This window comes from Gemmatimonas groenlandica (genome assembly GCF_013004105.1).
GTDB classification, from domain to species: Bacteria; Gemmatimonadota; Gemmatimonadetes; order Gemmatimonadales; family Gemmatimonadaceae; genus Gemmatimonas; species Gemmatimonas groenlandica.
This window is the reverse complement of sequence record NZ_CP053085.1, coordinates 1,564,701-1,588,807: the sequence shown is the minus strand read 5'-3', so window position 1 is coordinate 1,588,807 and position 24,107 is coordinate 1,564,701. Positions and strand designations below refer to the sequence as shown.

Below are 24,107 nucleotides of genomic sequence, written 5' to 3'. Positions count from 1 at the left end.
CGGTCACTGTGGATCCGTACGCCGCGACGACGAGCGAGGTAAACGAACGTACGCTTCAAAAGTTACAGTGGATGCTAAGCAGGCCTGTGAATATTGGATTCACGGCGTACTGCTCGAATTGCGCTCCGGCATCCCACTCGCAAGCGTATTCCATTCCACCCTCACAATCGGCCGTGAGTTGGCTCGCGTGGGTAATCCATTTGCATGAAAAAACGTGGATGGGGAAGGAAGATCTTCATCGTATGGCAGATTTCTGGTTCTACAATCGAGGGCGGCGCGCCGGCGAGTATCTTTGATAGCCAACGCGCCGGCGCATGCGAACGCCAGACCGAACTAATCGACGGCCCTTTTCTCTAAAGTCGCGACGCGTTCGGCGAGGCGCCTATTGACCTCGTTGCCGTCTGCCCCATGATGAACTCGCCGATGACACGTGGGACAGATCGCCGCGACTGAGCTTGGATGGTCCGGTCCTCCATCGGCGAGCCGTCGGATGTGGTGCGGCTCCAAGTACGGCGTTCCATCTATCCTTGTAAATGGCGCAGGAATTAGGCAGCTCTCACACGTGCCATCTGCCCGCTTGAGTACATACGCCTTTACCGAGGCGCTGCGTGTGTAGACGTTCTGAATGCGTTGAGCAGGTGTCGCGCTGGCCGGCGCTTCTTGTAGCGCACGGCGTCTTAGTTCCTCGAGTGAGACAGGCGCAGCAGCGCGACTCACGCGATCTTGTCTCAGGTCGGGAACAACGTCGGGAGCTATTGACGCCGGCGAGTCTAACCCGAGGCCAAGGTGGAATACGATGATGCGTCGGCCATTTCCCTCGAGGTCTGGGCCATGTTTCTCATGAAACCCGAGGCACTCTGTGCCGCCCTTAAATCGCACATAAGACTTTCGAGTCTGCTCAAACACGAGGATGCGATCCCGATTTGCGATAGCATCACGAAGTCTTGCATTCCCTCGAATAAACTCCATATCGCCGATTTGTCCTTCGCCGGTGTACCAATAGAGACCGTCGGGCTGCGGGCCGTCCTGATATCCGTACTGTTCTCCGCTCGCGCCCGTAAAGATCAGAATCTCGGTGCTGTTGGCAGGTGTGCTTATCCCGCCCTGCCGCTGCCCACCAAACGCATCGTGGACTTCACGACGTCTGTATTCTTTGCCGACAAAGAGTTCCATTTTCGTCGAAAGTGTTGAGGTCACCAGATAGCCGATTATATGGGCACTCCCGAGAATGCTCGATCATCATACTTGCGACAACTATAAGCTACGAAACCGGCGACTCTCGCCGAAGGCAACTGCGGAAGTAATCTGACGTTTCGGGATCCGTACAGTAGATGTAGCAGCCCTTCATTCCCCGAGTCATCAGTGTGCGGTAAGTATTCTTGATGATCTGGTCGGCGACTTGCGCTGCCTTCGCCGAATCGGTCTTGGCCAGTTTTTTCAGTCCGTGGAGCGACTTGTCCTGAAATGCGCGTGCGGATGGAACGGTCAGCACGCGGCCATCTCGAATGATCAGGTCGGGGCCAATGATAACGCCCACGTAATCGAGTTCTAGCCCTTGGCAGGTGTGTACACATCCAACTTCGTTTACCGAGTCAGGGGAGACTATCCAGAGGCTGCCATCCTTGACCAAGTTCCATCGGCGTTTGTAGTTGCTGCCGATAGTGATATCCTGAACGGCAGGATCCTTCTTACCCAGCCACGGCCAGCAATATCCGGCGACCATCCGCGATTTATTGCCCGTGTTCATCGCCTCAATGAGGTCGTGAAGCTCTGACGGGGAGTCGAAAACGTGAAAGTCGTATTGGGCACTATCGAGCGTTGTATTGGCCGTGGTGCGGATATCAAGCACATGATCCAACCACGCGAGATACCCATCCGAACCGCTGCACCGGAACTGCGATGCCAATCCGTACTCTTCGACTACGGCACCACGGGATTCGGCGAACGTGCGAATCGCAGCCTTTGAGCCAGCATCGCGCAGAGTAACCCGTTGATCCTCATCGATAAAAAAGACCGTGCACTTGCCTGCCGCGATGAGTTCCTTGGTCTGGTTTTCGCCTTTGTTGTTTAAGAGGCCAGACTTCTCACTCAATCGATGCGCCTCATCGACGATCAACAGGTCAAAGGCATTCGGGGTTGATTCGACGAACGATCCAGAGCTGCCGAACAGGCTCTCATACTTCGTTTTGGTGAGACTACCAGTGAGCTTGGACTGAAATACGGCACGGGGCGCGGCATTCCGTGAGACATATTTGCAGACGAGTCCATCCGATGTCAGCGCTGAAAGCAGGTTGATGGCCAGCACAGATTTGCCAGTACCGGGACCTCCCTCTACGATAACGACCCGAGGCGTGGCGGATGATGCGGATTTTGCAGCTGCCACGACACCTTCGAATACGGTCTTCTGATCGTCGATGAGGACAAACTCGGGATTGCCCTTCATCAAGACTGCTAGACTATCGGCGAGCGCCTTCGATGGACGGATCTTTGCGCCTTCAATCTCCTCGAGAATTCCGGAGCTATCGCCGCGCTTGACGTGTGTGCTGATAAAGCTGCGCAGCTTTGCCTTCTCCTCCTCACCCTTCAGGAATAGGGGGGCCTTGCTGATGTAGCCATTGTAGAACGAGTGGTCTATCTGCCCATCGCGAACGTAATTGTGAAGATAGGCACACGGTCTAAGCACGATGCCTCCCTCGTGAACCGCTGTGTTGAATCCTTCAAGCAAAGTTGAATACGACCACGCTTGATACGAGGGATGGACCAGTTCGCGATTTCCGCCACCCACGAACGTAGTTACGATGGCGTCGCGGTCTGTTCGCGTGGCTGATTCCCACTGCTTTAGTTCGACGATTACCGCGTTCTTCCCGTTCTCATCGTCGAGTCCCGTCAGGGTTACGTCGATACGCTTCGAACTCTGCGGAATGTGAAATTCAATTGCGATCCCCACATTGGGTGGAATACTGTCGTCCCTCAGAACGCTGGCCATTCGCGTCAGAGACTCACGCCATGACCGAAGCTCGCTCGTTCCAACTCCGCGCCCCGTGATCGTTTTGTAGCGGAGATGAATCACCTCATCGATTTCACGTTCGTCGATATCGGACAGGAATTGACGCTTGTCGGCGGAATAGACGATCACGCTTCACTCTCGTCAGTGACAGGCTGTCGGAGGCGCTCGGCGTGCGCTGCAAAATATGGCTGCGCCGGTTGCTTCCAGCCTCGCACTTGACGGGCGGTGAGTTCAGCCTGTCTTCGTTGAACGGCATCAGTCTCGGCGCGGCGTCCTAAATGCACCGTACCCTCCGCGTTGACGATCACGTACTGCCGCTCGAATAAGGCATCACAACCGAAGAGACAGAGCAGCATCGTATTGTGGTCGAAGTCGAGTCTTTCTTGATGCGAGCAGTCACTGCGCCGTTTGATGTGCGCGGCGATTAACAGGTCTTGACTAAAGCTCTCGCCGCAGAGAGCGCACAAGGCGGTGGAGTTGCCTTCTAGTAAGAAGCGTCGGAGCGACTGTTGTTCGGCCCTCCGCTGAACGAGCGAGGGCTTGTCGAGACTCGCGAGGCCTTCAAGCTCCTTCCGTGATGGGAGGGGGGCTGGAGCGGGAGGACTGGGTGTCTGTGGTGTTGGTTTGATGCCACGCTCCTCTAACAGGGCACTTAACACCAACGATCGTTCCGGCGAGAGCAGCAGAGCACCGGGGTACACAAAGGTGCTGCTGTAGCCAAGCGGCGGGTTCAAATCGACATATGGGATCGGCGGCGTCAATCGTTGCACGTCTTCGAGGAGAATCATGTACTCCCAGATTCGCCCGTCCTCTGTCGGTCCCCACATTTGTCGTGCGTACTCGGGGTGATGCACCTTGTCGAAAATGCGAGCTACTGCAAACGCTTCGTTGTTGCCGGTGAAGAGGGCGCGATCTCCGACCTCTAGCGCGTTCCAGTTCTTCGGAGTTTTGTTGGCCAGCGTCGGCGTAAATCCCCACGTCGAAATGGGACGAGAGCCAAACCGTGACTGTATCTCGCGGAAGATGTTGGAGTCAACGGCTTGCTGTAGCCGACTTAGCGGAATCGCGGGATCGACGCTCTTGGGGAAATTCTCACGTCCGGGCAATACAATAGTTTGAATCATAGGAGCTAGGACTTTGGCGTTGATGGCAGCTCCGAGTACTTCAATGCTGACCCCTTCGATGTCTCAACGGGGTACTTCTCCGCATTTCCTTGGAGCTTTGAACGGATCGCGGTGACTGGATCGACACCCGTGGCTTCAGCAAACAGCAAGGCATAGATCAAGACATCCGCGACTTCATCTCGAATGCGATTGAACTTCTCCGTCTGACGAAGCGACTCAGTTATCTGCTCGTCGGTTTTCCATAGAAGCGTTTCTTGCAGCTCACCCACTTCTATGGAGAGCGCCGCCGCGAGATTCTTGGGTGTATGAAATTGTTTCCAGTCTCGCGCATCACGAAACGCCAGAATCTCGGACATCAGTTGCGTTATCGAATCCTCTGACACTGTGCGCTCCTAGTTATTCCCGTCTGTCCATACGTACCAGCCCTTCAGTCCCAGCACCGCCGCCCATTCGTCAACCCAACCAAGCTCGGCACCAGCCGCCCAACTCGCTGCGCCCTCACGCCAAGACTCGTACAGTCTCTTCGCGGTTGCGAACGTGTCGATCCGCTTGAATCTCGACGCGATGTCTGTTCGGCGTGGATACTGGTCTTCAAGCCATAGGGCGAACACGCCATTCATCGTGTTGCTCGCCCTGTAGATCAAGCGGGAGGTTGAATTCGCAATGGTACGATCCTCAGCAATCTTCAGTGCAACGCGAAGCTGACGTTCTACAGCGAAGAACCACAACTCACGGAACTCCGGATGCTCTCTGATCAACGTTGATTCGATGAGCAGGTCAACGGGGAAGTTGTACAACTGACCGTTAATGCCGTCGATCCAACGGCGTCCCATCTCCACTTGATCCAGCGACGACATTCCTAGCTTCCCGAGCCGTGCAAGGTCGCTCGCAATTGCGCGGTTCGCGAGCGCATAGGACTCAATCGAACTGGCGAACCACTTGTTCACTCCTGCACGACGGGCAAGCGCAGCGAGTCGGGCATGTTCGAGTTCATGTCGAATCTGATGAACCCGCTCAACGCCAGCTCCGTGACTTACGACCACACGGTGATACCCACGCCCGTGCACCCAACCAAGTTCAATCTTGGCGAGAATGCCACGTAGCGTTGCTTCTTCAATCGTGACGCTGAGTCCACCGATCTCCGAGACTTCGTCTGTCACGGCGGAGAGCATGGAGTCAGCCCGATTGCCGCAGTCGTGAGCAGCTATGCTGGATAATTGGGTGAGTAGACCCTGACTAGCATCCCATACCTCTGGCGCTGATGACCGCTCTTTTAGCACCCTGAGTGCCTGATCCAACGAGCCAATGGCTTCCGGCAGCACGTTGACATCCCGACGATTCGCGAGGGTCAGGCCAAGTCCATACCAAGCGTTCGCGTAGTTGGGATCAAGCTTCACAGCCTCCCGAAATACGCGAAGCGCCTCGTCAGGCTGACCTGCCTTCGACAGCATCGCGCCAACGTTTGCCATGGCGTACACATTCCGATCCAGTTCTAGGGATCGTCGATAGAGAGCGATGGCGCGATCAGCCTTTCCTCGGCGAGCATATAGGTTGCCGAGCAAGGTCATCGAATCGGGGTCGAGCGGGTCGATGGCGAGGCTCTTGAGCAAGGCGTCTTCCGATGCGTCCCACTCCTCAAGAACGAGATGCGCCTGTCCCAGTGCCCGCCAATACTTTGCCGTCTCCGGCCACGTCGTTGTCAGTGACTTGAGATCGTCGGCCGCGCCCGCAGTATCCCCACGCTCAGCCCGTCGTGTTGCCTTGGCGAATCGCCTTTCAGCGTCGGCTAAGTCACGGCCAGTCGGCGGAGAGAATCGAAGCGTGAGGTGCGAGTCTTCCGGTACACCCGTAGCACTATCGACGACCGCCACCTCTACCCACGGACCCATGAAGTTGAACTCGTGGCTCACAGCCTTCTGAAGGACGGACGCATTCCAGTGTCCGTCGGCATAAGCCCGTAGCACTTCCGCCTGAAAAGTCGGCTGGAGGTCGCCAACACGGACGACAACTGTCGAATGTGAGGTCACGAAGTATCGAGGGAGCGTCGGAGAGCCAGCTACTGTCAGCAGATTGCCTTTCAAGGGAATTATAGCGTTCCAGCATGCCTATCGCTCTGGCCGATGACCCATCTACCGGTCGAAGCGGCTTGGGACGAGTGACGGGGCCTAGGCTGGTCTATCAGGCGTCTGAGCGCCTTTTCATCCCCATGATAGGCTCTCCATACGTCGGAGAGGAATTGGGCCTCTGGCACACTGTTGCAGACGATTGGCGGCAATCCATCAGCGAGGTCCAGCGAGGCGATGATTCTCGGTTCGTTGATCATGGCTACAGCGTACGATCTCGCGTCATTGGTGCGTCATCGGGTAGCGTCTTTATGGTACAACTGGTCACGGACGCCCTTCTCATCCCTATCGCCCTGCACGCCATTAATGCCTTTGGGGATGCTTCAGGAGGCTGCAGAGCGCTGGAGCGTTGGAGCTACCCTGTCTAGCTCGAGGATTTGTCGTGAAGTAAAGATATGAAAAGCCGCGTCAGGCGGGCGGGCTAGTGCAATCGTTTCTAAGGACGGCAATTCGTGATTTCCATGATCTCTCTTTGCGTTTGAAGCTTTGGAGGTCGAGATCGACGCATTGAAGAAGCGCCTGACGGCTGCCAAGAGCTGTTCTTCTGATTGTCGAGAGATTTCGATGTCGAATGGGTAGTCCCAAGCCCGATCAAGTGAACAATTGACAAGAGCGTTCCTTAGACTGGCGGCTCCGTTTCAACAGGCGTCGTCCGATCTACAACATCTACCTTCACCACCTTTCCTGTAGAATGCATCCGCTGAGCCTTCAGTGCACGTCGAGCCACCGCAAGAAGCAGCTTCACCGCCAAGAGCGGACTATCGTTAGTGAGTCGTGAGAGAGTCTGCCTTTGTTCCTCCGAGAAGCCAAGTTCTGCTCCTAGAGTTGCGGAAGCATCGCGTAGTAGCTGTACTTTATTGCGCTCGGCGTTCGTGGCCGCGTCTGTTCCTGCCGCCCAGTCTATGCGGACCTGTCTAATAGTGCCGCTTATCGAGCGCACGATGGCGCTCAGGCGCTGAACGGCAACGCCGGTAACACCCAGCTGAAATGCTATCGTTAATGCCTGCCTCAGCGGTTCCGTGGCCCCAGTAAGTTCAATGACGCCGAGAGAGGCGTACTGAATCTTGCGAACAGAAATCTGACGCTCAGGACCAATGATTAAATTCAGATCGCGGAAGAAATCGTAGTAGCTCCACCCGCCCGCAAACGGATACCGTGAATATGCCGCTCCGAATTGCTTCACTTCGCTGTCGAGACTCAGCGAGAGAACGAACCCGTACGTTTCGCTAAGATGGCTCGAGAACGTTGCCAGATCCTCCAAAGTCCAGCGGCCATCAACCACAACTTCCACCTTTCCAATCGCACCTATGTCGTAGCTCATAATGTCTTTGCAGCCTCTTGTGATTTAGCTGTCAGTCGCTGAGTAAATGCAGCCCTATGGGGGCACAGAAACTCCGCATGCATATACAGATTGGCACCGCCCTCCGGAAGGCCTCCCGCGGTCTGCGCGTGGTCCGTAGATTAGACCGACCCTGATCGAAGTTTCTGTTCCACGAAAATATCTCAATCAATGCTGACGAACCTCAAATCTCCGGCCAATTTCCAAGGCTTGCGGGATCGTTCCAAGACCCGAGATTGGATCAGAGGGAGGAGTCACGTGAACATGCGACGAAAGCTGATTAGCACCGCAGTTCTGGGATTGATCGTGGGCCAGCTGAGTGGGTGTAGTAACGGGGATACATCCACTAAAAATGACGAGAACTCTGCCCAACCCGTGAAACAGGCAGCGACGGAAGTGCCAGTGCGAGATGGCCCTTTCGGTCTCAGCATGGGCATGTCCGAGCAGGCGGCGAAAGCGGCGACATCTGGTTGGAGCATGATCGAGCAGGGATTCTTCACGGTTGAGAAGGTTCCTCGCACTCACGATGCGTTTGTGTCCTATACCCTCATGTTTGGGTCAGCTGGACTGTGCAAGATCATTGCGGTCGGTCGCAATATTGAATCAGATGCACACGGCACGGTCCTTATGGGATCATTCAAGTCGCTTGAAGATGGCGTCAGCGAGAAATACGGGAAGCCAAGTGAGGAACACAACGTTCTCCAAACCGGAAGCATTTGGAACGATCCCCAAGACTTTATGATGGCCCTGCTAAAAAAGGAGCGTTTGTTCGTTACGCTCTGGGAGAAGAAAGCTGACAGCATGAACATAGGTCATGTTAAGACGATTGCGCTTCAAGCGCATGCGCTTGATCGCTCTACGGCTTGGCTGCGCGTCGGCTATGAGTTCGAAAATTTCGACGCGTGTTCGAAAGAGGTCACGAAAGCGCGTAACAGTGCGCTGTAGCGAAGTGAGACGCAACTAGAGATGCGCTTACTCAGCAGATGCGGTAGACGAGCGAGACGCGGGGTGAGGTTAAGCCAACCTAGACGTAGATGTTCCGAGAATTGGGCGAACTGCGGTTGAGGCTTCGCGTGTAGTCTCAGTCGGGCTTTGGCTTCTGTGGAGCGAAGGAAATCTTTTGCTTGGCAGTAGAACAAGAATGAAGCTCGCGGCAGATGATACGTTCGCGACACCCATCTCACACCAAACATTTAGTCATTGGAGAACTGAATGCTGGTCGATGACCGTGAAGCAGTACTCAGAGCGATTGCCGAGTTTGACAGCCTTGGCCGTGAAGCCTTTCTTGCGAAGTATGGCTTCGGTCGAGCGCGAGAATTCTTCCTGTTCTACAACGGTCGATTCTACGACTCGAAGGCAATCGTTGGAGCGGCACACGGAGTATCGAGCGTATCTGGCGTACCGCTCGCTGCTAGTGATTTCAGCGGGGGAGAGCAGACCGTCAAAAAGACGCTGAATACGCTCGGATTCACTGTCATCCGGACCAGACTGTCGGAGGTTTCCCCATCCGGCGAGACACGGGCGGTCATCCTAACTTGGAATCCTGATCGGTGGGAATGGCCCGACCGAAGCGAGGTCGTTCGTAGGTTTAATGGCGGCGAGTCGGTGCGCATGCGGTGGAGTTCCGGCAATACCCGTACGCTTCCAATTGGCACTCGCGCATTTCTTCTAAAGCAAGGTGCCGAACCACGCGGATTCGTCGCGAGTGGCTGGACGATCTCTTCTCCCTTCGAAGCACCCCATTGGGACGATGAGCTAGCCGCGAAGGGGGGGACGGCGAACTATGTCGAGGTGCTTTTTGATACGGTGCTTGCGGACGAATCGGAGCCGCTCGATCCTCGTAACTCAGAAGGGGCACTCTCCCAGATCAATTGGGCAATCCCGTCGTCGGGAACCAGTATCAACGGGGAAGCATACCTTGCGCTTGAAACTCTATGGGCCGCAAGGGAGCGTCATTCCTTTCATCCAAATCGTTCCTATACCCGCAGTGACATTACACGTGCCCTTGGTATAGAAGCGAAACCTTCCGGCGACTGGCTGACCGGCTACCACCGCGAAGGGGACGAAATGTTCATCTTCGCTGCGGTCAATGCAGCGGGCCGCACGGGGCACGACTACCAGAATGAGTGGCTCCGGTCTGATCGATTCCGCTGGTTCGGGACGACCAACTCAAAACGGACCGACGCCAAGATTGCGCCGATGCTAAGCCGTGAAGTGACCACGCATATCTTCTGGCGCTCCTTAGATCGGGGTCCCTTCACGTATGCCGGAGTCGGTGTCCCAGTCGCCGTGACGGACTCGGTACCCATCCAAATCGTGTGGGACGTGCTGGATCCGTCCGCCGCCGATGACAGCAAACTTCCCGAGGAACTGGATGACTCTGTTGGCCAGTATCCGGTCGGGGCCGGTCGGCAGGTCACGGTCAATAAATACGAGAGAAGCCGAGCGGCTCGGAAAGAGTGCATCGCCCACTATGGTGCCGCCTGTTTGGTCTGCGGCTTCGACTTCGGGATTGCGTACGGTGCAATGGGGCACGGGTACATCCACGTGCACCACCTAGTCACCATGGCTGAGCTTGCCAAACGTTTCGCCGAAACTGGCGTCGAATACATTCTCGATCCCGTTCGCGACCTTCGGCCTGTCTGCGCTAACTGCCACGCGATGATCCATTCGCGTCGCGAGCCATATGCAATCGAAGAGCTACGTAAGCTGCTGACTTAGCGGAAGCAGCACGCTCGGCCTCTGGCGGTCAACTTTGATAAAGAGCTTATATGAAAGGTTTTGGACCGCTTGTAGAACCGCGAGATTTGTTGGCCAAGCTGGTACATGATCGCAATCGGATTCGGCTGGACGCTCACGACACGTATGCAGCATATGATTTCTTCGTGACCGCGTGGCATATTCTTGACTGGATGTATCCTGACCCCTCAGAAGCTTCGATTCGAAGATCGTTGCGAGATGAAAATTCCATTCTACAAATAGCGGATCACGTGGCAAATGGTGCGAAGCATTTCGTATTGACGAACAAGCGTCATACCAGTGTGTCGGACATCGAGGATCGGGATGGGGCATTTAGCGCAAACGCGTTCTCGTCGATGTTTAGCGCTGACGCCTTCGCGTTTGATGGTCTTCACGTTCGCCTCTCATCGGGAAAGCTGGAGACGGTTTCTCACTTAGCCGATCAGCTGGTCGAATTCTGGGAAGCGCATTTGCCGCCACAATAGGCGACCGTATCTAGCTCATTTCAGCGGAACCGACGACGCCGAAAAGAGGTAGCTCAGTTGTTCGGGAAAGTCGGTATCGGTGGCGTTCCGCGTTGTCTCAGGGTTGCGAAGGCTGCTGAATTCCCGTGATACGCCATCCAGACCAGCGCCAGAAATTCGGCCTCGATAGCGGAGTTACAGACGATTATTTCCCCGTCGTTTAAATCGAGTAGGGCGGGTATTGGTCGTCTATTCGGCATGGGTGGGAATCTTCGGCAGGGTCGTCATCGCTGCGTCATCCAGCGCGAACACCAGAAGCTAGGGCACAGTCAGGTGTCATTCTTACGGCCTTTCGCTGCGAGTTGACACGCTCCCGCTAGCCACTTAGTCTACGAGTTCTGAGTGGTTAAACGGACTGGTAATATTTGTCCCCACTCTGTCCCCATTTTATCAATTTTTTGAGCCATTATATCGGCCCAAGAAGCACGTCTAGGGGGAAGAAGATCGTCTCGATTTGCGATTAAATCGTTGTTTTGCAACTGTTTAAACGTTTTTGAGCGAGTTGGACAGGTGGCTGAGTGGTTGAAGGCACCGGTCTCGAAAACCGGCGTACCGGCAACGGTATCGTGAGTTCGAATCTCACCCTGTCCGCTGCAGCAGGTGCTGTGTGTGCGACAAGCGATTAGCAGGAACTGGGAGTGGACGCGCCGTCGTGGAACCCCGCGCCGGCGCGTTCGTCTATCAGGAAGCAGTGGCAGGTGCAGGTGAGGGATCAGTATTCAGGATGGATGGCCGAGTGGTTTAAGGCGCACGCCTGGAAAGCGTGTGTGCGTGAAAGCGTACCGTGAGTTCGAATCTCACTCCATCCGTAAGTGCGAACACCCCGTACCGAACGGCGCGGGGTGTTTTGCGTTTGGCGGGCTCGAGTGCTCGCGGCGACGAGAGTTGCGGACGCGTGTGCGGCGCTCCAAGATCACGAGATGCGGCGAGGATCTGTTGCGAACCGTCAGGTACATGGACTTCGCTCGCAAGCACATTCAGCGTTATCCGTCACGCTGATTTCATCAAGAATGAAATATCGAGCTCATCTAGGCGTCGTGGCCGCGCCCACCACATGACGGTCGTTGCTGTCGACAGGGCGGCGCGTAAGGAGCCTAGCTGGGCCCGTTCTATACATTGGCGTTAAGCGCGCACGGAACTAGGTCCGCATTCTCACGGTACGCTTCCTCCAGCGATTTCGGGGCACGCCGCAGTATTCAATTTCTAGTGTGGAGATGATCCAAGTGCTTTCTCTCCGATGTGTCCTCGCGGCCGTCCTCTCGGTAGTCGGTAGTTCCGCCGCCAGCGCACAGCAACTCGTGAACCTCGGCTTCGAGACCCAAGGCATCGGCGGCAGGCCGAGTGGATGGGGACTGGGCGGCGACGGGTTCGAACTCGTTGCCGACTCCGTCTCACCAATGGAGGGGCGATTCAGCTTGCGCACGCGATGGATCGGACCTGCGGGATATACCGAGGACTCGCGTAAGTTTGCTGTGGCCAATCAGCCCTTTCCTGTGGCCGTCGCCGCCGGACGACGGCTGCGACTCAGCGGCTACATCCGCACCGAAGGCATTACTACAGGATTTGCCGGATTCTGGATGCGAGTGGACGCGCCGAACGGCGCCGCGCCGCTGGCCTTCGACAACATGGCGTCTCGCGGGCCCCGTGGCACGACACCGTGGACGCGTCACGTCATCGAGCTGCCCGTCGACTCCGGCGCGGGGGCGATCTACCTTGGGCTGCTCCATCCGGGTGACGGCACCGCGTGGTTCGACTCGATCACCGTCGAAGTGTTCGGCGAGCCCATGCCGCGTACGGTGTTGTCGTACACACCTCCACCCCGCACAGCCGAAGACATGTCGCGGCTGCTGACCGACGCCGAGTTGGCGGTGCCGCGCGACAGCGTCGTGATCTCCGAAGACTCGGCGTACGCGGGCTGGATGCGGAAGAATGCTCGCCCTATCCGGTCACTGGGTGCTACCGACTTCTCGGACTTGCAGTTCTTCAAGCCGCTGCTCAACGGCAAGCGCATTGTGCAACTGGGTGAAAGTGGCCACGGTGTCGCCGAGTTCAGTCTGGCCAAGGTGCGTCTCATCAAATACCTCCACGAAGAGATGGACTTCGACGTGATGGCGTTTGAGAGCTCGACATTCGAGTGTGATCGCGCGCGGAAGAATGTGCAGTCACTGTCGGCGCTCGAGCTCATGCGCGCCTGCATCTTCGGCGTCTGGCACGCTGACGAAGTGGTGCCGCTGTTCGAGTACATCAAGGAGACGCAGCGAACGACTCGTCCGCTCATCCTGGCTGGCTTTGACGAGCAGACCAGTTCGCTCACGGCGAATGCGCGCCCCGGGGTCCTGCGTTCGCTGGTATCGACCATCGACACGGCCTACGCCAGGCACGTGTATACGACGGACTCCGTATTCCTTGCCAATCGGCGCCCGGAGTATGCGGCCGCGAACAAAGATCGATTGGTCGCCTTCTACGATTCGCTCGCCGCGTTCATCACCACGCATCGGCGCGCGATCGAGGCCGCCCACCGCGATGACCCGAACGCGGCGATGGTCGGCCGGCAGGCGGCGACCTCGATGACGTACTTCGTTCGCCAACTCGCGGCTGGACCCAACCGGGAAGGCACCGAGATCCGGGACCTCGGCATGGCCAACAATCTCGACTTTCTGCGTGACGAGCTGTATCCGGGCAAGAAGATCATCGTCTGGGCGCACAACTTCCATATCCAGCACCGCGAGAACACACGCGCGACGGCCGCCGACTCCTCGATGGCGACAGCGCGCACCATGGGGACGTGGGTCGCCGAGCGCCATCGGCGCGAGCTGTATACGATTGGATTGTTCATGTACCGGGGGACCGCCGCGGCGAACGATCGTCGGCCGTATCAAATCGCCCGCTCGCGCACCGGCAGCTTCGAGTCGATCTTGCATCAGGCGTCGTGGCGCTACGCGTACGTCGATTTCTCACGGGCGCGTCGCGAGCGCGGCACCGAGTGGATGTGGAATCGCATCACGGGATTGTCCTGGGGTACGCAACCCGAGCAGTTCGTGCCCCGCGACGAATACGATGGCGTGTTGTTCATCGACACAGTGCACACGCCGCGGTATCGATGAAGAGCCGGGGCCGTGACAGCTCTCGACGCGTGACGAGCCAAGCCGCAGATTTCTCGAGCCAAGTGAATGACCCTCTCATCGGCCTCATCATGCTCTTCGCCATGCGCCTGACCCTGCGGTCTCTTGCCCGCGTTGCGCTCGTCACCGTCGCCTCGGCGTCAGCGCTGCCCGCGCAGACCGCCCCCCGCGACACTACCGACAAGTTTCGGTGGTTGGAGGCCATGCTCGGCGACAGCGCCATGGCGTGGGTGCGTGCCGAGAACGCCAAGACGTCGGCGATTCTGGAAAAGGATCCGCGCTACGAGGGCACCTACCAAGCGGCGCTGGCCATGGCGCAGGCCAAGGATCGTCTCCCGTACGTGAGCATGATTGGCGGCCGCCTCTACAACTTCTGGCAGGACGCCACGCATGTGCGCGGTATCTGGCGGTCCACCACGATGGCCAGCTATCGCACAGCAACTCCGATGTGGACCACCGTGCTCGACCTCGATGCGCTCGCTGCGTCGGAGAAGGCGAACTGGGTGTGGCAGGGAGCGGACTGCGACTCACCGGGCGAGCAACGATGCCTGGTGAATCTCTCCGATGGCGGTGAGGACGCCAGCACGGTGCGCGAGTTCGACCTGGTGACGAAGACGTTCGTGCGTGACGGCTTCCAGCTGTCCAAAGGAAAGCAGCGCGTGGCGTGGGCCGGTCGTGACACGCTGCTCGTGGCGCGCGAATGGCAGCCCGGCGATCTGACAACATCCGGCTACGCGTTCATCGTCAAGCGCGTGCTGCGCGGTCAGTCGCTGGCTCAGGCAACGGAGCTCTTCCGCGGTAGTGCAAATGATGGAGGCTACGGCGTGACGCCGTACACGCTGATGGACGGGCAGGGCCATCGTGCGAGCTTCATCCTCCGCCCGCTCAGCACCTTCGAGTTCGAGCACTACCTCGTGCGCACGAACGACGTCGCACGACTGGCGATGCCGGCGAAGGCCCGGCCGGTGGAGCTCTTTCAGGGGCAGGTGATCGTCCTGCTGGCCGAGCCGTGGAACGAAGGCACCGTCACCATACCCAGTGGCGCGCTGGCGGCGTTCGACGTGGCCAAGGCACAGCAGACGCCGACGGCGCTCGCCCCGGTGAGCGTGTACGCGCCCGGTCCGCGCGAGTCGGTCTCCGGTGCCGCCGGCACGCGTGCCGCGCTGCTCGTCGGTGTCGATCGCAATGTGCAGGGCACGGTGCAGGTATTCACGCGTACGGCCAGCGGCGTATGGGCGCACCGCCCAATGGCACTTCCGGCCAACGTATCCACTGGTGTCATCGCGGTCGACCGGAGCAGCGCCCAGGCGTTTGTGAGTGTCACCGGATATCTCACGCCGAGCAGCATTTTGCTTGCCGACGCAGCGACGGCCACGGCGCGACCGATCAAGTCGCTGGCGCCGCGCTTCGATGCATCCAAGGCGGTGGTGGAGCAGTTCGAAGCCACGTCGAATGACGGTACCAAGGTGCCGTACTACGTCGTGCATCCAAAGGCGATGCCGCTCGATGGCGCGAACCCCACCATCCTGTACGCGTACGGCGGATTCGAGGTCTCGCTCACACCGAGCTACAACGCGAACTCCGGCAAGCTGTGGGTCGAACGTGGCGGTGCGTTCGTGGTGGCCAACATCCGTGGCGGCGGCGAATTCGGTCCGGCTTGGCACGATGCCGGACTCAAGACCAAGCGACAGGTGATCTACGACGATTTCGCGGCCGTGGCGCGGGACCTCATTGCTCGTAAGATCACGTCGCCGCGACGATTGGGCATCATGGGCGGCTCCAATGGCGGTCTGCTGATGGGTGTCGAGATGACGCAGCATCCCGAGCTGTTCAACGCAGTGGACATTCAGGTGCCGCTGCTCGATATGCTGCGCTTCGAGCAGATCCAGGCAGGTTCGTCATGGGTAGGCGAGTACGGTTCCGTGTCAAAGCCGGACGAGCGCGCGTTCCTCGCATCGATCTCGCCGTTCCACAACCTCCGTCCCGGCGTGACATATCCCACGCCGCTCATCTGGACCACCACCAAGGACGATCGCGTCGGACCGCAGCACGCTCGCAAGTTTGCCGCGAAGATGGCGGACCTCGGGATGCCGTATCTGTTCTACGAAGTGATCGAAGGTGGCCACGGGTCGGGCGCCAACGCTGAGCAACAGGCGCACACGACAGCGCTCGAGTACACGTATTTCATGCGCCAGCTCATGGGCGGCGGCGGAAAGGTTGTGCCGTGACGCCATGGTGGGCCTTCAGGCCGGCGCGAGCGTCGCTGTCGCCTCGAGGGCGATCCTGCCGTCGGGCCCGAGCGCCTGGCACGTCACCGTATCCCCATCGGGAATTGCCACCAGGCGGAACGGCGCGAGATCGAACAACGGTGCGACACCGCGAAACGAGAAGGTCGCCAGCTCACGTGCCGTGTGCTGTCGCACGAGATTGGCAAGCAGTACCGCGGTGAGTGGCCCGTGTACCACCAACCCGGGGTACTGCTCGACGCGCGTGGCGTACTCGCGGTCGTAGTGAATGCGATGGGCGTTGAACGTGAGCGCCGAAAAACGAAAGAGCAGACGCGGATCGGGTGTCACGTCGCGCGTGATGGCGTGTGCGGGAGGGACGGGGAGCGCGATCGGCACCGGTGCCGCCACCGGCGCGCCCTGTTCGCGATACACGATGTCCTGTTCCTCTTCGAGGCACAGCACCCCGTCTTGCCAAATACGGTACCCCACGGTCACGAACGCCAGTGGCCCGGATTTTCCATCTTTCATCGTGACCTCACGGATCACGCCGTCCCGACGTGCCGGCGTGGCCAAGCGAAGCGGTGCGTGAAACGTCATACGCGACCCGGCAAACATCCGCCTCGGTAAGAGCACGGGCGGCATGAATCCGCCACGCTCGGGGTGGCCATCCGGTGACAGCCGAGCGTGCGGCGCGCGCGGCAAAAAGTAGAACCAATGCCAGAGCGCTGGTATCGTGGCGGGCCGGTCGGACGTTAAGATGGCATCGTCAAAGGTGGCAGCGGCGGCGAGCAGCTGCGCCGACGCCAATTCGTCGTGCACCGTTTCCGATCGTCCGCGCCAGCTCGCCAGGTCGTCCGTGGTCATGTCCGTCCCGTCTTCGATGTGGAGCACGTCACGTGGGGTCTCCGGAGTTGCCTGAAGCCAAACCCGCCACGCCACTGCCGTTGCGCGGAGTGCGCGTCGTTGATGTCGGTAATTTTCTCGCGGGTCCGTACGCCGCATCGATCCTGGGCGAATTTGGCGCCGAAGTGCTCAAGATTGAACACCCCATTGCTGGTGATCCGATGCGACGCTTCGGTACGCCATCGCCGCGGGCCGACGCCACGCTCAAGTGGTTGAGTGAAGGGCGAAATCGCAAGTCGGTCACGATCGACCTGCGGCAACCGGAAGGCGTGCAGCTCTTTCTCAAGCTGCTCGCCAAATCCGATGTCCTGATCGAAAACTTCCGGCCGGGAACGCTCGAGGAATGGGGCCTTCGGTGGGAGGATATCCGCGCTGCCAATCCCAAGCTGGTGATGCTGCGGGTGTCCGGATACGGGCAAACGGGTCCGTACCGACGGCGCTCGGGGTTTGCCCATATCGCGCAGGCGTTCGGTGGGCTCAACTACCTCGCCGGCTTCCCGGGCGAGACGCCGGTACTCCCCGGAACCGTACCGCTGGGTGATTACATCGCCAGCTTGTTCGGCGCGATCGGCGTACTCATTGCGCTGCGGCACAGTGAGGCCACCGGCCATGGCCAAGTGATCGACGTGGGCATCTACGAGTCGGTCTTTCGTGTGCTGGAGGAAATCGCCGCGGTGTACGGCGCGAACGGCAAGATTCGTGAGCGCGAGGGGTCGGGCAGTTTCGTCGCCTGCCCGCATGGTCACTTTCGCACGCGGGATGACAAGTGGATCGCCATCGCCTGCACCACGGACAAGATGTTCGAACGGCTGGCGGTCGCGATGGATCAGCCGCACCTGTCGTCAAGCAGTCTCTATGGGGATCAGCGGAAGCGACTCGCCGCCCGCGATCAGGTGAATCAGCTGGTGATTGATTGGGTCGCGGCCCGCCCGCGGGAAGAGGTCCTGCGCCGGTGCTTGGAGGAAGAGGTGCCGGTGGGGAAGGTGAACAGCATCGCGGACATTTTTGAAGACGAACAGTTCGCCGCCCGCGGTAATCTGGTGCGCGTAACAGAAGACGCGACGGGCGAGGTCGTCGTGCCCGGCGTTGTGCCCACGCTGTCCGCCACGCCTGGTCGCATTACCAATCTTGGACCCACGTTGGGTGATGCCACCGATCAGGTCCTGCGTGATCTGCTGGGACTCGCCGACGCCGAGTTGAAGCGCTTGCACACCAGAAAAATCATCTGACGGCGACACTGATGCCTATTGCCTCTGAACCCGATCGGACCCCGCTGCCGTTGGCCGGCATTCGCGTGATGGACATTGCGACAGTCATCGCGGCCCCGTTCTGTGCGACGATGCTCGGTGAATTCGGCGCCGACGTACTCAAGATCGAGCATCCCATCGGCGGTGATGCCTTGCGCCGCTTCGGGACCCCATCGCAGCGCGGTGACACCTACACGTGGCTGAGCGAGTCGCGGAACAAGCGCTCGGTTACACTCGACCTGCGGCAGCCCGACGGCGTGGAGCTGTTCAAGCAGCTCATCGCCAAGACCGACGTACTGTGCGAGAACTTTCGCACCGGCACGCTCGAGAAGTGGGGACTCGGTTGGGATGTGCTGCATGAGATCAATCCGCGGCTCATCATGCTGCGCGTCACCGGCTATGGACAAACGGGGCCCTACAAGGATCGCCCAGGCTTTGCCCGTGTCGCGCACGCGGTCGGGGGCATTGCCTATCTGGCCGGCATGCCGAAGGGCACGCCCGTCACGCCCGGCTCCACCACGTTGGGTGACTACATGACGGGACTGTACGGCTGCATCGGCGTGTTGATGGCCCTGCGACATCGCGATCTCACCGGCGAGGGACAGTATGTCGATGCGGCCCTGTATGAGTCGGTGTTTCGCTGTACCGAAGAACTGGCGCCCGCCTTCGGCATGTACGGTATCGTGCGTGAACGACTCGGCTCGTCGCACAATGATTTCGCCTGTCCACACGGACACTTCGCTACCAAAGACGGGAAGTGGGTCGCGATTTCCTGCGCCACCGATAAGCTCTTCCGTCGTCTCGCCGTGGCGATGGGGCGCGCCGAGCTCGCGTCGTCGAGCACGTACGGCGAGCAGAAGACACGCCTCGAACATCGGCACGACGTGAACGAGATCGTCCGCGATTGGTGCGGGTCGCTCACCCGCGAGGAAGTGCTGGAGCGCTGCTATGCCACCGATACGCCGGCCGGGCCGTTGAACAACATCGCCGACATCTTCGGCGACCGTCAGTTTCACGCGCGGCGCAACCTGGTAGCGATGCAGGAGCCGAAAACCGGTGAGTCGATCATCGTGCCGTCGCCCGTTCCACAGCTTTCTGAGACGCCAGCGCGCGTACGCAGTCTGGGGCCGGAACTCGGTCAGCACACCGATGAAGTGCTGCGCGAAGTCCTCGGTATCGACGAGGCAGAGATCGCCCGGCTGCGCCAGCAGCGCGTGATTTGAGCTTGGTCATGACTGGTATTCTTGCAGGCCTACGCGTAATCGAAGGATCGGCCTTCGTCGCAGCGCCCTTGGGCGGCATGACGCTGGCGCAGTTGGGCGCTGATGTGATTCGCTTCGATCCGATCGGCGGTGGCTTGGACTATCGGCGTTGGCCCGTCACGCGCGATGGCACGAGTCTTTTTTGGGCGGGCCTCAACAAGGGCAAACGCTCGATCGCGGTCGATATCAAATCGCCGCGCGGCCAGGAGCTCCTCACGCAACTCATCGCGTTGCCGGGACCCGACGCCGGCATGTTCAGTACCAACTTTCCGGCACGCGGCTGGCTCGCGTACGACGCGCTGCGAGCCCATCGCCCCGACCTGATCATGGCGAACGTGGTGGGCCGACGCGATGGTGGCTCCGAGGTGGACTACACGGTGAATCCGGCGCTCGGATTTCCTGCCATTACCGGTGCTGCCACCGACAGTGCCGTCGGCGACCCACCGGTGAATCACGTGCTGCCAGCGTGGGATGCGATTACCGGTCACCTGCTGGCGGTGGCGCTGTTGGCGGCCGAACGCCATCGCGCACGCGGTGGCCCGGGTCAGTTGGTAACGCTCGCGCTGAAAGATGTGGGGCTTGCCATGCTGGGGCATCTCGGCATGTTGGCCGAGGTGGCGATCAACGACGTCGACCGCGCGCGCTATGGGAATGATCTGTACGGCGCGTTCGGGCGTGACTTTGCCACCCGTGATGGCAAGCGGGTGATGGTGGTCGGTCTCACGGATATGCAGTGGCGCACGCTCTGCGCCGCCACGGAGATCGACGCGGATGTGGCGGCGCTCGAGCAGACGACGGGGCTGGACCTCGCACTCGAAGGGAATCGCTTCGCGGCGCGCGATGCGATCGCCGATCTCCTGTCGCCGTGGTTCGCGGCGCGGTCGTACGCCGATGTCGCCGTCGCGCTCGATGCGAAGCGTGTCACGTGGGGGCCGTATCGCACCGTTCGCGAAGCGATGACGCTCGATCGCGATCTCTCGGTGGCCAATCCGATGTTCAGCGACATCGACCAACCCGGTGTCGGACGCTACCTCGCGCCCGGATCGCCGCTGGCGTTTAGCGCCTGTGATCGCGTGCCGGTTCGGCCCGCGCCCCGCCTTGGCCAGCACACGGACGAGATCCTGCTCGGTGTGCTCGGCTTGTCTGAGTCCGCCGTCGGCGCGCTGCATGACGCAGGCGTCGTGGCGGGAGACACGCAGTAGCGGTTTCTGATTCACTCTTGTCGTCGACTTCTACCGCCCCACACATGCGCTTACCAAACAACTTCTACAAGCCACTCGCCATTGGTGCGCCGACGCCGTTCCGTGAGCGACCTGTCCGTCCCGAACGCATGATCCACTTTTTCCCGCCGCACATCGAAAAGATTCGTGCGCGCGTGCCCGATATGATCGCGCAGGCGGATGTGTTGTGCGGCAATCTGGAAGACGCGATCCCGGTCGCCGACAAAGCGGCGGCGCGCGCGGGATTCATCGAGGTGGCCAGAAACAATACGTTTGGCAGCACCGCCCTCTGGGTGCGCGTGAACTGCTTGAATAGTCCGTGGATTCTCGACGATCTCGATCAGATCGTTCGCGAGGCGGGCAATGCGGTGGATGCGGTCATGATCCCCAAGGTGGAAGGCCCGTGGGATATTCACTTTGTCGATCAGTATCTGGCGCTGCTCGAAGCGCGTTATCATGTGACGCGTCCAATTCTGATTCACGCGCTGTTGGAAACCGCCGAGGGCGTGAAGAATGTGGAACAGATCGCGCAGGCCAGTCCGCGTATGCACGGCATGAGCCTCGGTCCGGCCGACCTCGCTGCGTCGCGCGGTATGAAAACCACGCGCGTCGGTGGTGGTCATCCGTTTTACGGCGTACTGAGTGATCCCGGCGCCGACGAGGCGCCGCGTGCGTTCGCCCAGCAGGATCTTTGGCATTACACCGTTGCCCGCATGGTCGATGCTTGCGCGGCCAGCGGCATCGGCGCGTTTTACGGACCGTTCGGTGATCTCAAAGACGAAGCGGGCTGCGAGGCACAATTCCGCAACGCCTTCATCATGGGATGCAGCGGTGCCTGGTCGCTGGCTCCGAATCAAATCGACATCGCGCGCCGCGTGTTCAGTCCGGACGTGAAGGAAGTGCGGTTTGCCATGCGCATTCTGGAGGCCATGCCCGATGGCAACGGGGTCGCCATGATCGACGGCAAGATGCAGGACGACGCCACATGGAAGCAGGCCAAAGTGGTGGTGGATCTGGCACGCCTGGTCGCGCAGCGTGATCCCGCGTTGGCTGAAGCCTACGGGCTATGATCGGTAACTTCTTCGAAGATTTCTTCGTCGGGCAGGTGCTGGTGCACGCCACACCGCGCACGGTGACGGAGGGTGACGTGGCGATGTATACCGCGCTCTACGGCGGACGCTTTGCCGTGCATTCCTCGACGCCCTTCGCGCAAGCGCTGGGCTTTGCGTGTGCGCCGGTCGATTCGATGCTGGTCTTTCACATCGTGTTCGGTAAAACCGTACCGGATATCTCGCTGAACGCGATCGCGAATTTGGGCTACGCCGACGGACGGTTCGGCGTACCGGTGTATCCCGGCGATACCCTGTCGACGATCTCACGCGTGACCGGCATCAAGCTGAACCGCGACGGCACCACCGGCGTGGTGTACGTACACTCGGTGGGTCGCAATCAGCGCGACGAGATCGTCGTGGAGTACGCACGATGGGTCATGGTGCGCAAACGCGACGGTACGAGCGCGGCGCCCGAAACCGTGGTGCCGGATCTGCCCACCTTCGTAGCGCCGGCGTCGCTGCATGTGCCTGTGTCGTTCGCTGTTGGCGCGTACAATACGCAGCTCGGCGGAAGTGCCTACCTGTGGGACGACTACCACGTGGGCGAGCGCATCGATCACGTGGACGGCATTACCATCGAAGAGGCCGATCATATGCTGGCGGCGCGCCTCTTTCAGAACACTGCACGCGTGCACTTCAATCAGCATGTGGAGCGGGAAGGACGGTTCGGACGACGCATCGTGTACGGCGGACACGTCATCAGTCTCAGTCGCGCGCTGTCGTTCAACGGACTGGCCAATACGATCGGTATCGCGGCCATCCACGGCGGTCGCCACACGAACCCCACGTTTGCCGGCGACACGATCTACGCGTGGTCGGAGATCCTCGCCGCCGACGCCGTACGCGATCGTACCGACGTCGGCGCGCTCAGAATCCGCACGGTGGCACTCAAAGACCGCTCCGCGTCCGATTTCACATATCGCGATGCCACCGAGGCCTACGATCCGTCGGTGGTGCTGGATTTCGACTACACCATCTTGATGCCGCGTCGCTAACGCGCACGACCGACCTACATAGTGATTACATGGTGATTACATGGTAATTACATGGTGATGGCGATCTTTCCCGCCGTTGCGTTGCTTTCCATGAGCGCGTGGGACTCGGCCAACGCCTCCAGCGGGAACGTGGCATCAATTCGCGTGCGCACCACACCGTTGGCGAGCCACGGCATGACTTCACGGGCGAAGGCCTGTGTGACCGCAATGCGTTCCTCGAGCGGTCGGCTGCGCAACACCGTGCCGCGCACCGTGAGTCGACGCGAGAGCATGTAGCGCAAGTCGAGCGAGCTTTCGAGACCGGCCAACGTGCCGATCAGGACCAAGCGCCCTTTGAGGGCGAGGGCGGCGACGCTCTCTCGCACGTAATCCCCGCCCAACAGGTCGAGCACCACATCGATGCCACGGCCGCCGGTCCATCCACGCGCGGCCGCCGCCACCCAGCCGGGTTCTCCCGGTGTGGCGCCCGCGGTGAGTCCGAGGTCGCGGGCCACGTCCAGCTTGACATCGCTGCGCGCCGTGCCGTACACCGTCGCACCGAGCTGACGGGCGATCTGCACGGCGGTGAGCCCGACGCCGCTGCCAACGGCATGAATCAAAACAGTGTCGCCAGGACGCAGCTGCGCTTGCGTCACCAAGGCGTCATGTGCCGTGATACAGGCTTCGGGCGCGACGCCCGCGTGCGCCCAATCGAGGGCATCCGGTACACCAGCGACCGCGCGTTCGTGCGTCACCAGATACTCGGCGTGCGCGCCACCACCCACCAACCCGCACACGCGCGCGCCGACCGACCAGAGCGTGGAGCCGGCGCCATTCAACACCACTTCGCCGGCAAACTCGAGTCCGGGAATGTCCGCCGGCACGCCAGGAGGCGACGGATATCGACCCGAGCGCTGCAGTACGTCGGCGCGATTGATCGCCGACGCGTGCACGCGCACCAGCACTTCGCCAGGGCCGGGTGTCGGCACCGGCCGTTGTTGAACGGCCAACACGTCGGGGCCGCCGGGTCTGGTAATCACGGCGGCGCGCATGAGCGAAGGAATGGTCATACGAGGAGTCTGGGCGCGCGCGCGCACAATGCAAGTCGGTCGCGCGGTAACGTTTCACTCGGGCCGACGCCGTGCCGCCGGCACGGCCTTCGCGTAGACTACCGTGTGACAAC

The 24,107-nt window shown here is 59.9% G+C and carries 18 protein-coding genes and 2 tRNA genes; 12 read left to right on the top strand and 8 right to left on the bottom strand.

What is annotated here, in order from left to right:
• Nucleotides 1-333: 333 nt before the first annotated feature.
• From HKW67_RS22890 to HKW67_RS06710, 6 genes are all read right to left on the bottom strand, one after another.
• The gene (locus HKW67_RS22890; RefSeq protein ID WP_484494492.1) at nt 334-1,173 is read right to left on the bottom strand and encodes an HNH endonuclease; all 840 of its coding nucleotides are present in this window, start codon (nt 1,171-1,173) and stop codon (nt 334-336) included.
• 88 nt (nt 1,174-1,261) lie between these two features.
• Nucleotides 1,262-3,136 (bottom strand): DUF2075 domain-containing protein, encoded by a 1,875-nt coding sequence (locus HKW67_RS06730; RefSeq protein ID WP_171224648.1) that lies wholly within the window; start codon nt 3,134-3,136, stop codon nt 1,262-1,264.
• Complete coding sequence (locus HKW67_RS06725) at nt 3,133-4,131, bottom strand: HNH endonuclease (RefSeq protein ID WP_171224647.1); 999 nt, start codon at nt 4,129-4,131, stop codon at nt 3,133-3,135. Before HKW67_RS06725 ends, HKW67_RS06730 begins: the two co-directional genes overlap by 4 nt.
• 5 nt (nt 4,132-4,136) lie before the next feature.
• The gene (locus tag HKW67_RS06720) at nt 4,137-4,487 is read right to left on the bottom strand and encodes a nucleotide pyrophosphohydrolase (protein ID WP_171224646.1); all 351 of its coding nucleotides are present in this window, start codon (nt 4,485-4,487) and stop codon (nt 4,137-4,139) included.
• Between the two features lie 36 nt (nt 4,488-4,523).
• Nucleotides 4,524-6,158, bottom strand: coding sequence for a tetratricopeptide repeat protein (locus tag HKW67_RS06715; protein WP_171224645.1), 1,635 nt, complete (start codon nt 6,156-6,158; stop codon nt 4,524-4,526).
• Between the two features lie 715 nt (nt 6,159-6,873).
• Nucleotides 6,874-7,575, bottom strand: coding sequence for a hypothetical protein (locus HKW67_RS06710; protein WP_171224644.1), 702 nt, complete (start codon nt 7,573-7,575; stop codon nt 6,874-6,876).
• Between the two features lie 276 nt (nt 7,576-7,851).
• Between HKW67_RS06710 and HKW67_RS06705 the strand changes: the two genes are divergently transcribed.
• The 7 genes from HKW67_RS06705 (at nt 7,852) to HKW67_RS06675 (ending at nt 16,206) form a co-directional block, all read left to right on the top strand.
• A complete protein-coding gene (locus HKW67_RS06705) occupies nt 7,852-8,538 on the top strand; it encodes a DcrB/PsbP domain-containing protein (RefSeq protein ID WP_171224643.1) in 687 nt (228 codons plus the stop codon).
• A gap of 267 nt (nt 8,539-8,805) precedes the next feature.
• The gene (locus HKW67_RS06700) at nt 8,806-10,314 is read left to right on the top strand and encodes a DUF3427 domain-containing protein (protein ID WP_171224642.1); all 1,509 of its coding nucleotides are present in this window, start codon (nt 8,806-8,808) and stop codon (nt 10,312-10,314) included.
• Nucleotides 10,315-10,403: 89 nt separating this feature from the next.
• On the top strand, nt 10,404-10,817 hold the full coding sequence (locus tag HKW67_RS06695) for a hypothetical protein (protein ID WP_171224641.1): 414 nt from the start codon (nt 10,404-10,406) through the stop codon (nt 10,815-10,817).
• Between the two features lie 543 nt (nt 10,818-11,360).
• A tRNA-Ser gene (locus tag HKW67_RS06690) sits at nt 11,361-11,447 on the top strand.
• 131 nt (nt 11,448-11,578) lie between these two features.
• Nucleotides 11,579-11,665 (top strand) — tRNA-Ser (locus HKW67_RS06685).
• Between the two features lie 414 nt (nt 11,666-12,079).
• Nucleotides 12,080-13,960, top strand: coding sequence for an erythromycin esterase family protein (locus HKW67_RS06680; protein ID WP_171224640.1), 1,881 nt, complete (start codon nt 12,080-12,082; stop codon nt 13,958-13,960).
• 101 nt (nt 13,961-14,061) lie between these two features.
• Complete coding sequence (locus HKW67_RS06675) at nt 14,062-16,206, top strand: prolyl oligopeptidase family serine peptidase (protein ID WP_425486250.1); 2,145 nt, start codon at nt 14,062-14,064, stop codon at nt 16,204-16,206.
• Between the two features lie 15 nt (nt 16,207-16,221).
• Here HKW67_RS06675 and HKW67_RS06670 read toward each other — a convergent pair whose 3' ends face one another.
• On the bottom strand, nt 16,222-17,070 hold the full coding sequence (locus tag HKW67_RS06670; protein ID WP_171224639.1) for an HTD2 family dehydratase: 849 nt from the start codon (nt 17,068-17,070) through the stop codon (nt 16,222-16,224).
• A 32-nt stretch (nt 17,071-17,102) separates the two neighbouring features.
• Here HKW67_RS06670 and HKW67_RS06665 point away from each other — a divergent pair, with 32 nt between their 5' ends.
• Genes HKW67_RS06665 through HKW67_RS06645 form a run of 5 tightly spaced genes read left to right on the top strand, consistent with a single transcriptional unit; the run spans nt 17,103 to nt 22,945 of the window.
• Nucleotides 17,103-18,338: a CaiB/BaiF CoA transferase family protein gene (locus tag HKW67_RS06665; protein WP_171224638.1), complete on the top strand. Its 1,236-nt coding sequence runs from the start codon at nt 17,103-17,105 to the stop codon at nt 18,336-18,338.
• 11 nt (nt 18,339-18,349) lie between these two features.
• The gene (locus tag HKW67_RS06660) at nt 18,350-19,579 is read left to right on the top strand and encodes a CaiB/BaiF CoA transferase family protein (RefSeq protein ID WP_171224637.1); all 1,230 of its coding nucleotides are present in this window, start codon (nt 18,350-18,352) and stop codon (nt 19,577-19,579) included.
• Nucleotides 19,580-19,587: 8 nt separating this feature from the next.
• Nucleotides 19,588-20,820, top strand: coding sequence for a CoA transferase (locus tag HKW67_RS06655; protein ID WP_171224636.1), 1,233 nt, complete (start codon nt 19,588-19,590; stop codon nt 20,818-20,820).
• A gap of 44 nt (nt 20,821-20,864) precedes the next feature.
• Nucleotides 20,865-21,908, top strand: coding sequence for an HpcH/HpaI aldolase/citrate lyase family protein (locus HKW67_RS06650; protein WP_171224635.1), 1,044 nt, complete (start codon nt 20,865-20,867; stop codon nt 21,906-21,908).
• Entirely contained in the window at nt 21,905-22,945 is a 1,041-nt protein-coding gene (locus HKW67_RS06645; protein WP_171224634.1) for a MaoC family dehydratase, read from the top strand. Before HKW67_RS06650 ends, HKW67_RS06645 begins: the two co-directional genes overlap by 4 nt.
• Nucleotides 22,946-22,992: 47 nt before the next feature.
• Here the strand turns inward: HKW67_RS06645 and HKW67_RS06640 are convergent, their stop codons facing one another.
• A complete protein-coding gene (locus HKW67_RS06640; RefSeq protein ID WP_206044628.1) occupies nt 22,993-23,994 on the bottom strand; it encodes an NAD(P)H-quinone oxidoreductase in 1,002 nt (333 codons plus the stop codon).
• Between the last annotated feature and the right edge of the window lie 113 nt (nt 23,995-24,107).